1 protein-coding gene is annotated in these 230 nt (G+C 41.7%); it reads left to right on the forward strand.

Going from position 1 to position 230, the window contains the following annotated elements; translation table 11 throughout:
* Positions 1 to 52: 52 nt before the first annotated feature.
* The coding region (locus ACYQ4S_RS13090; RefSeq protein WP_459771621.1) for an IS200/IS605 family accessory protein TnpB-related protein at positions 53 to 230 on the forward strand (178 nt) is incomplete at its 3' end.

Raw genomic sequence — 230 nt, forward strand, 5'->3', positions numbered from 1 at the left:
ACGAAAGAAGCTGAATGCCATCCGCCACTCAAAAGACAAAGAACAACGATGGATGAAAGACCAAGACCACAAGGTTAGTCGTCAAATCATTGATTTTGCAAAAGATAACCACATTTCTGTCATTCGCTTGGAAAAACTGGCGAATATCCGGCAGACGGCAAGAACAAGCCGTAAAAACGAAAAGAATTTGCACACTTGGTCCTTCTACCGATTAGCGACATTCATTGAAT

It is taken from the genome of Alkalibacterium sp. s-m-28, from assembly GCF_054658175.1.